Consider the following 10,454-nt stretch of genomic DNA (forward strand, 5'->3'; position numbering starts at 1 on the left):
CATAATAAAAGAGCCATCAACACATGTATTGATGGCTCTTTACTTTGGATATAAAGAAAAAACAACTTAATTGAATAAATGACTATCTAGCTTGACTCCACCATTCGACCATTGTTGATAACGCTTTACAGACATGCCTGACGAGTACATGGTATGTTTACAATCCATACACTCAACAAAATACAACCCACTCATTCCTGCCATAACGTGCAGCCTTCGGCTATCGCAGCGCTTGCAGGACAGGCGCTTTACTTTGGTGTTGACGTCAATACGCCGAGCAAAGTTTAACGTTTCGTGAGAGCATAAAGCGTCAACAGCACTATCTTTAAAAGGATGCTCACTAAGTAAATAATTAATGGCGTAATCGTACACCGGGGGGATTGAAGATTTTCCACTTTCAATATTACTTATCTTAGCAACGGAAACGCCTAATAAAGAAGCGAACTCAGCCTTACTGTACTCTAAGATAAATCTTGAAGAGATGAATTTATCTGCACTAATGATTCTCAACATACACAAATCTCTAATAGAAATAAAAACAGAGCAAACTAATTCGCTCCATTTCTGCTGAAACATGTAATGAAAAAGTTACTTCCTAGTGTAATTCTGCATATTATCTATGCTATTTTATTTTGTACGTCATCTTGCGCCTAATTAATTATAAAATCAATAATCCATGCCTAAATATAAAAACACAATTTAAGATTTATAATACAATTTTTAATTTACATTATTAGATAAAGTAATGAATACTATTCACCTATTACTCTGGGCATCAAGTATTGCTCTTCAATCATTATTACTATCAATTGAAGAGACTTGATTTGAGCCCAACAGGAGAAGTAGATAAAGAGGGAAATCCCTCTATTTGAAGATAAACATATCCCGCCTTATCGAAGTACTAAAAATGTGTTGAAAATTCGAATAAATAGTATGCAATCCAGTAAATAAATCGCTTAGATAAGTTTACAGTCTGTAGTTGTAACCGACAGAGATACTGAGACAGAAAGGCAAAAGAAAAGCCTCAATTATGAGGCTTATGGATAAGATAAATTATGGTTGAAGAAAATTCTGCGTGAAATCGAGCGCCTCTTTAGAGAGCTTTTTTTCGGTGGACGATGTGGTTGTCTGCCCTTCCGTCGTTGCGGTCGTCATGTCAGGCTGGAAGTTCGGCGCCGATGCTTCATCCCATGCGTTAGCATCGTCTTTATTTTCATCACTCAACACCGCGTTAAGCTCCTCCTCTGCAGGAAAGTACGCTTCGCGTTTGTACACCTTGTTCAGCGCCCGAATAATGGAATGCTTTCTTACCATCCCTGACGCCAGCTTCCTTTGCAACGGTTTCGCTATAGATTGCAATCCAACGACGACGTCAACACCAATATTGGTCGCCACTTCGTCACGCAACGTACGCGCTGGCTGATACCCCATATTGGCAGCAAGAAACAGCCAAACATAAGCAATCGCATTGCCTGTTTTACCTTTGTCCTTCCACGCTTCGCCAGCATGATACATCGCCTCGGCGCTGCCACCTTCTGCGGCCCTTTCAAGCCAATAGCAGCCTTTGACCATGCTTTTTTCTGTACCAACACCATTTAGGTAACATAAGCCAACTTGGATCTTTCCGTCCGCACTGTCTTTTTCAGCCGCTTTCATAAACCAATAAAGTGCATCTGCACTGCGTCCTGCACTATTGTCTGGTGAAAGTTGCCACTCACCCATGTAAAGCATGGCATCAATGCAGCCTTCCTCGGCTGCGGTTTCAATCAGTTGGTTACCTTTGGGAATATTTTTTTCCGTTCCGCGACCAAAAACCAACGCTTTGCCTGTCGCAAATTTCGCTTCGGTATCCCCTTCCATTCCGGCAATGGCGGTACGCCAAAAGTTTGCCTGCTCTTTTAAAATCACATCTTCACGCATGCGCTCACTCAAGCGAACAATACCGTACATTCCCGTCACGTTGTCCAACTTAGCGGCTTTATCATACCAATACAGCGCTTGACGAATGTTGTCCTTCTCAGCTTCTTTCGCTAGAAATAAAATGGTGGGGATATGTCCGGTTTCTGCTTTGAACTCACGCTCTTTACGCTCTTGCTCTCGCGCTTTTTGCATCGCCTTTCGATAAGCGGCTTCGCGAGCTTTCCTCTCTGCCTCGAGTCTCTGTTTCCGCATCGACAACGAGATCATCCACACAAATATCAGGACGAGTGAAAGGCCAGTTGCCGCAATGGCAATGCCCATACTACTCATAAATAGCCTCTTTTGGTTTCAGGGCCCAATTCATCTCCCTCTCAGGGAAATCTTAAGATTACGCGCCGACATAACGCCGACTACCTTCATTATATAACGACCACTTAGCGAAAATCTGAAGCTTGCCAAGACTTAATGGCGGTATTTTATTCAATATCACTGCAACTTATTTTTAATTAAAAAATATTACTGCGATTTTTATAGAACTTAATCACGGTTTTGGGGCTGAGATATTCTCCTCCCCTATCATCCCCCCTTACTCCTCCCATAAAAATTTACATTTTAATGATGTGCAGAATCTCTCACTATGCGCCTGTTTTATTATTTAATTTGTGAACAAAATCGACTGTGACAGAAAATTTGCACCTGTAAAAAACTTAACAGCCTGCTCTCACATTTTGCTGATGATTCAGTGTATTAGCATCTAATTGAACATTTCCTTTTTTGGCATCTGCCTTTCTAGCGTGTGCAAAACCTTCTTGATGATTGAGTCAGCGAAGGCAGCGCGCAGCTCAATATCAATTCAATAACAATGGATTTGTAAACGTGGACAATAAGACATTTAAATTATCAACAATTGCCAAAACCGTACTGCCTTTGATTTCCGTCGCGGTAATCAGCGGTTGTGGTAGTGATAGCACGAACGAAGATACGACGAACCCTGGCTCAGGCTTGTACCCTGCGGGAGAGAACGAAGTCGTCATTTATTACAAACGTGACGTAGCATCAGCTTCAACGGCCAGCGACTACGAAGGTTGGGGCTTGCACCTATGGAACGGTGAGGGCTGTACCAGCACAGATTTAGACGCAATGGGCATTCCGGGAACAGGAACGGATTGGTCTGCGCCACACCCATTCGATGGCATCAACGACACCTACGGTGCTTACTACGTACTGAAAATAAACCCAGACGCCTCTGACCCACACGAATGCATGAACTTCATTCTGCACAAAGGTGATGAGAAAGCGTTCGGCAGCGCAAACTCAAAAGTAGAGTTGACGAAAATCGGCGAATCGAAAGGTTTGTTTGGCTTCCACGGCAGCAGTGAACTTTACTACGAGCCAATAGAAGAGCGCCCTGTTGATATTGATGGTCAAAAAGCCCATTGGTTAGACGCCAACACCATTGCATGGGAAGCGGCGAGCAGTGCGGATTCCATGAAGCTGTTCTACAGCCTTAGCAATGACATCAAAATGGATGAAGATAAGCAAATCTCTGGCGGTACAGCGGTTGAGCTGACAAAAGCTGGTGAGTTGTCTGATGGTCTGAAATCACGCTTCCGTCACCTTGCTAGCCTTCAAGCTGCGGGTATAGACGTCGATGACGCGACCTTGCGTACGATCCTGAAGTCACAAATTGTTATGGTGGCTTACAACGCAAATGGTGACGTCATTTCTGCAACTGAAGTGCAAAAGCCGGGCGTTTTGGATGCGGTGTTTGCCGATTCCAAGGCAGGTAACGCGATTGGTCAAGAACTCGGTGCGATTGTGGAAGGCGGTGCCGCAACCTTCAAGCTATGGGCGCCAACTGCCCAAGATGTTGATCTGATAATCTACGATGAAAACTTAGCAGAAGAAGCGACCGTTGCCATGACGGAAGACCCAGCAACAGGTATCTGGGCTTCTGAGGCACAAAGTAATGTTGTTAACAAATACTATCGCTACCAAGTTAAGGTGTACCACCCTACAACAGGGGTCGTTGAAACGCGTTTGGTAACAGACCCATATTCAATGAGCTTGTCTAAAAACTCGCGATACTCGCAAGTGGTTGATTTGGATGATCCAAGCTTAATGCCTCAAGATTGGAATAACTACGCACGCCCAACGGTTAAAAAAGACGAAGACCATGTCCTTTACGAGTCACACATTCGTGATTTCAGCTTTAATGACAGCAAAGGCACGCCAAGTCTTGATGGCAAATATCTTGCCCTTACAGAAACTGAGCGTGAGTCTGTTTCTCACTTAAAAGCCTTAAAAGATGCAGGCCTAACAACGCTGCATATCCTACCTGCATTTGATATTGCAACCGTGGATGAAGACGCTGACCAGCGAGTCGATATCACCGACACCGTGGGTAAGCTTTGTGGCATCAAGCCAGAAGCCTCCATTTGTGAGACCGAAGATGACGGCAAAGTGATTGAAGAGGTATTAAATAGCTACGACCCAACAACGGGCAAAGCACAAGCGTTGATGAACGATCTTCGCATGCTAGACAGCTTCAACTGGGGTTACGACCCTTACCACTACACCGTGCCAGAAGGCAGTTATGCGACCGATCCTAACGGGTCTAAGCGTATTCTTGAGTTCCGCGAAATGGTTCAAGCGACGCATAAAATGGATCTGAAACTGGTCATGGACGTCGTGTACAACCACACAAATGCATCTGGTGTGAACGAAAAATCAGTACTGGATAAGATTGTCCCTGGGTACTACCACCGCCTAAACGTCAACACTGGCGGCGTCGAAAACTCAACCTGTTGTGATAACACCGCAACCGAGAACTTGATGATGGGTAAACTAATGGTTGACTCATTGATGGTATGGGCGGATGACTATAAAGTCGATGGTTTCCGTTTTGACCTTATGGGCCACCAGCCGAAAGATGTGATGGTTTACGCACTTGAAAAAGTCCGTGAAATTGACCCGAATACCTTGTTCTACGGCGAAGGTTGGGACTTTGGTGAAGTCGCGCAAAACGCTCGCTTCGATCAGGCGACACAAGTCAACATGGCGGGGACAGAAATCGGTACTTTCTCTGATCGTCTGCGTGACGCAGTTCGTGGCGGAAGCCCATTTGATGGCGGTGTAGATTCTGAAGGTAAGCACCCACTTCGCTTTAACCAAGGCTTTGGTAACGCCGCTTACCCGAACGAAGAAACCAAAACTGATGCAGAATCTGTGAATGGCCGCCTACACAACCAAGATCTGGTTCGTCTAGGTATGGCTGGTAACTTAGCTGACTACGTCCTTCTGGATTACAAAGGCGAAACCAAACTTGGTAAGAATGTTGATTACAATGGTGCTCCAGCAGGCTACACAAAAGTGCCATCAGAGAACATTTCCTACGTGTCTAAGCACGATAACCAAACGCTGTGGGACAACAACGCTTACAAGATTGCGACAGGTACTTCATCTGCTGAGCGAGCACGAATGCAGTCTGTATCACTATCAACGGTGATGCTTGGTCAAGGCATTCCATTCATCCACATGGGTTCTGAGCTATTGCGCTCTAAATCCATGCAGCGTGACTCGTACGATTCTGGTGACTGGTTCAACCGTGTATTCTTCGATGGAAGCGACAATAACTGGAACGTTGGTCTACCACGTGAAGACAAAGACGGTGCAAACTGGGAGTTGATCAAAACCATCGTCGGTGACAGCACGGCGAAACCAGACTCAACGGACATCGAGCTGACGAAGCAACAATTCCTAGAGCTACTAAAAATCCGCAGTACAAGCGAACTGTTCCGCTTAGACACCGCGCAAGAAGTGATGAATCGCGTTGATTTCCGCAACGTGGGCCAAGACCAAGTAGAAGGCTTGATTGTGATGTCTATCGACGATGGCACATCAGCAGGTGCCGATTTGGATTCGAACTACGATGCGATCGTGGCCGTTGTGAACTCAACATCAACTGAGAAATCTTTCAAAGTTGCTGGCGCAACTGGTTTCGAGCTGCATGAAGTTCAACAAAACTCTGCGGATGACATCGTGAAAGGTGCAAGCTTCGCCAATGAAACATTCACAGTACCTGCACTGACAACAGCGGTATTCGTACAGCCACAAGACGGCGCGCAAGGTGCTGGCCTACCAGTAAACACGGATAACAAAGACGTATCGAGCATTCCTCCTTACGGCGAAACCGTGGTTTACGTCAAAGGCACCATGAACGAGTGGTCAGATAGCAGTGACTGGGCGATGACCTTTATTGGCAACGGCATGTACTCTGTAACTGGCGTTCTTGAAGCAGGTGAACACGAGTTCAAATTTGCGGACGCAGGATGGGCAAATCCAAACATCGGTTGTGATGCTGCGGATTTGGCTTCTGGCTCACTAGACTTAGGCTCTGCGGGGAACTGTACGTTGTCTGTCGCTGAAACTGGTAAGTACAACTTCACTCTGAACGCGTTACATGTTCAAGATGAAAGCGTAGAAAAACCTGTCGTTTCAGTGACGAAGTCAGCAGATGCACCAACGTTCGGTGAAACAGCACTTTACCTACGTGGCACCATCACAAGTTGGGACACTCCGGCGCAAGATTCAGCAGCGAAGTTCAGCTACGTCGCCAATGATGTTTACTCGCTAGACATTGACCTAGCGGCGGGTAGCTACGAGATGAAAATTGCAAGTGCAGACTGGGCAGCAGACACCAACTTCGGTGGCGAAGGCAGTGTTGAGCTTGGTAAAGCGCTAACGATGGAAGTCGGTGGCGGTAGTGCAAACCTGAAAATTGCGATTGCAGAAGCAGGAAATTACAACTTCCACTTCAACGCGGCTGACAAGTCGGCGCCAATCGTGACGGTAACGAAAAACTAGTTTCATTTAAAAACATCCGTAATGAAAAAGGGGAAGCATCACGCTTCCCCTTTGTTTTGTTGGCGTCACTAAATGGTGGATACCAAAATCAAGAAGGTGTTAGTTTCCCCAAATCTGTTCAACAAACTCAGGGTGATCAATAAATGGATTGCGATTGCCCTGAAACTCAAACACTTGTTGATTGCGGTTTTGTTCTTTTTCACTAACGGGATCATTTTTGTGCCAACGCTTAAGCATGTTTAACATCCAAGGTTCAAAAACCGTTGAACTTGAACCATCAAGGACAGCATCCGCATTGCTTGAATTGCCTTCCCAGTTACCTACAACATTTTCATAGCGGGTTGCTATGTAGAAATAGGCACGAGCAAAGTCGCCTTTGAACTCATCGATCGGCTCAAACACCGTACCGGAATAACCTAGGCTAGTACTTGCTTGACCAAGTTTAGAACCATTACTAGACACGTAGGTCGCGGTGCCCACTTCACCAAATGGCCAGTTGCTACGTTTGGCGTTTACATAACCGTCGGTTGCAAACAAATGATGACCGTCTGAGTTCATCGGTTCAACTTTACCGCCAAACCAGCTTTTCGGGAACGAGTGTTCACGGTTGTAGCAATCCCCTTCCGTTTTGTATTGGCCACATTGGTCTGTGACTTTAGTAAAGCTTACTGTATCGCTACCAGATGGCTTTTCAGAATACATATCGAGAATAGATCCATCATTTTCGTAATAACGATCAATATCGGCATCTTTTACCAAGGTCCACACCGCAGAATAACCTCGGCTAGTGTGATTGTTGATGATGTTAAACAGCGCCGTTTTTAGAGCGTAGCCCGTCTTGCCAGACGCCGCTTGGTAGTAACCATCAACCACTGGTGGGGCCGTGGTTGAGTCACCTAACGTAAAATCGGTGGTTTCACTTTTCGAGAATTCAGCGCCAGAAGCAAGAGTCTTATCTCCCACCTTCAACGCGTAAGACCCCGACCCATTGCCACAGCAAACGCCGTCGCCATAGCTGTCTTGAATCGTAAATTGGTAGTTACCATCGGCTAAACACATGGTCTTTTCAATAGTGGTTGACGACTCATACCCCTAACCAGAGAAAAGCACTTGCGCTTGGCTATTTTTCAACTCCCAGCTAGTTTCTGAGCCATAGTTGTCCGTCGTGAGTGTAAGAACCACTTCATGATCGCTACAATTTTCTACAGGAGGTTGTGTACTTGTCTCGGTCGGTTGAAAATTATCGATGTAGACAACTTCTGAGCCGTCAAAACCGGCCTCATCATAAAAACGCAACCCGACATTGATGGTCTTGTTCGAACTCGCAGTATAGTTATGCGCCAGCTCTTGCCACTGGTTTACCTGCTGCGGATCTGAGTAATTGTGATAACCATCAACCACCAGACGTGCTTTTACATTTCCTTCGGTGTGATAAACCGAGACAGAAAACGGATAGGTTTTCCCTTGCTCCACATTAATGGTTTGCAAAAGGTCAGTGTTGCTTTGGGTACCTGTATTCACGACGACTTGAGCAGCCAGGCCGCCCGATTTGATTTGTTCGCTGCTTGGCGACACCGCGATGCCCGCGTCAATCACTGACCACTGCGTAGGCGCACTACCATTCCACTGTTCAAAGTCACCATTGAGAATTTGGCTATATGCAAGCGGAGAGCTAATAACAGCAAGAAGACAGAGGGGTTTCGTTATGGATTTCATTATACTTTTCCATTAGTTATGTAAATCCCAAACACGATAAACATATTAGTAAGGCATAAGTAATCCTTCAGTCACATTTTTACGTTGCACAAGTGTTAATTTACTTTTTAATGTGCAGCTTATCTCACAAATATCCATCTGCTGAAAACAAACGCCAATACAAAAAGCGAAGCAACTTGTTGGCTACATCGTCGTAAAACCATTAAGGGAAAAGTAAAACAGACAGAAAAAAGCCAAGTGTGCGCCTATGGGGGTCAGCAACAACACTTGGCTTGTTTATAAGAAAGCTTGTGGTCAGCTCAACTGGTGAGCATCAATTCTGGATAATTCCTTAAGGTTTTACCGCAAAGAATCGTCCTTGTAGTGGCGACATCAGAATCTGATATTGACCATTGCTCGGAGTAATTTTTTCATTCGTGAGCAAATCCACCAACTCACCAGTACCAACACTCTCCTGAGTAAGAGTGACGCTTCTAGCGCTCTCTAAGGTATTTAGCGCAAACAAGACTTTGTCTGTACCAGATTGTTTCAAGTCCACATAACTGCCGTTACTCGCAACTAAATTCGTGCGTGACCCCTGATAAAGTGCAGGATGCGCATCGCGCATTGTCATCAGCGATGTCACATAAGCTTTGAGATCGGCTTGGTTTGCATCAAGCGTCGCCGTCACGCCTTCAATTTTCGCACTGCTGCGCGCAACGTGATCATCGCACAAACCTTGAATGGCACAGGTACTGTTGTCTTCTTTTGCGGCAAAACCATCCACTTGATCCCCGATTTCATCACCGTAGTACAACGTGATTGGCCCGGTGTACGCCGCTTGGAAAGCAAACGCGGCTTTATGGCGTAACCAATATTCTGCATCATTCACATCCGCCAAGTTTCCGCGCTGTAACAAGTCACCAAAGCGCACTAAATCATGGTTGCCGATCATCAAATTCGGCTGCGCATGTGTTGGATATTGGTTGTGTGTGCTGTAACCGTTGTCTAGCCAATCCACACCGCGACCACCCACGCCACTCTCATTCACGGCCAAAGTTTCAACGATGCGATAGCGCATAGGAAAATCAAATGCAGAGCACAGTGCCGGATCGCTGTTCGATCCATACGCCTCATTCGCGATCTCAGACTCCCCTTTCCAAATCTCTGCCACCATGTAACCCAACGGATTCACTTGTTCACCTTTGCTATTGGTGTACGTGACACCTTGCGAGGCTTCATCGACAGCTTTACGAAGTTGTGTCCAAGCGTCTGTCGGAACTTGATAGGCTTGATCTAAACGCCAGCCGTCAATCTTCAGTTCTTTGATCCAATACGTCGCCACCTCTTTGTAGAAATCGAGACTGGCCGGGTAATCAACGGGATTGCTTGAGCCAGAAGGCAACAAGCCGGAAGGTGAGGGTTTGATCAAGCCATCTTTGTGATGACCAAATACGCCATCAAAAAATACGTACAAACCGCGTTTGTGTGCTTCTTCGACTAGAGTTTTCGCGGTCGCTAAATCACCAAATTTTGGGTCGATCTTAAAGTAATCTGTCGCAAAATAGCCCGTGGCATCCAAACGATCGGCCCAGTGATCTTGTCCTGCGATCGCTTCAGACTCAAAAACTGGCGTCAACCAAATCGCGTTCATCCCTAAATCTTGGATGTAATCAAGTGAATCAATCACCCCTTGCAAATCGCCATTATGATGACTGGTGCCATAGCCCGTACCGTGACCAATGCTTGCATCACCATCCACAAAACTCTCGACCATGATTTGATAAGTACGAAGTTGGTTACTTTGCGCCATGACATTGGCTTGGCAAGCATAACTGGTATCCGGTAGCGGAGTGCTGCTATTAGTATCGCCACCACCAGAAGAATTACACGCAGATAAAGCACCAATCACACTTAACGCAAGCAGCGATCGATACAGACGATGGTTACGTCGGACGTTACGCATTTTACTC

Annotated in this window: 4 protein-coding genes and 1 pseudogene; 1 reads left to right on the forward strand and 4 read right to left on the reverse strand. The window is 45.8% G+C overall.

The genetic code is table 11. The features are described 5' to 3' along the window. Nucleotides 1–66: 66 nt before the first annotated feature. Entirely contained in the window at nucleotides 67–513 is a 447-nt protein-coding gene (locus tag CAG69_RS06325) for a helix-turn-helix transcriptional regulator (RefSeq protein WP_031780583.1), read from the reverse strand. A 540-nt stretch (nucleotides 514–1,053) separates the two neighbouring features. Continuing rightward, a complete protein-coding gene (locus CAG69_RS06330) occupies nucleotides 1,054–2,250 on the reverse strand; it encodes a tetratricopeptide repeat protein (RefSeq protein ID WP_046875696.1) in 1,197 nt (398 codons plus the stop codon). A 546-nt stretch (nucleotides 2,251–2,796) separates the two neighbouring features. Between CAG69_RS06330 and pulA the strand changes: the two genes are divergently transcribed. After that, a complete protein-coding gene (gene pulA, locus CAG69_RS06335; RefSeq protein ID WP_161443245.1) occupies nucleotides 2,797–6,786 on the forward strand; it encodes a pullulanase-type alpha-1,6-glucosidase in 3,990 nt (1,329 codons plus the stop codon). 99 nt (nucleotides 6,787–6,885) lie between these two features. Here the strand turns inward: pulA and CAG69_RS06340 are convergent. Then, nucleotides 6,886–8,502, reverse strand: a pseudogene (locus CAG69_RS06340) (endonuclease). Between the two features lie 331 nt (nucleotides 8,503–8,833). After that, on the reverse strand, nucleotides 8,834–10,447 hold the full coding sequence (locus tag CAG69_RS06345) for an alpha-amylase family glycosyl hydrolase (RefSeq protein ID WP_161443247.1): 1,614 nt from the start codon (nucleotides 10,445–10,447) through the stop codon (nucleotides 8,834–8,836). Nucleotides 10,448–10,454: the final 7 nt, after the last annotated feature.

The sequence above is a fragment of the Vibrio sp. V43_P6S15P86 genome (assembly GCF_009904725.1).
Classification (GTDB): domain Bacteria; phylum Pseudomonadota; class Gammaproteobacteria; order Enterobacterales; family Vibrionaceae; genus Vibrio; species Vibrio diabolicus.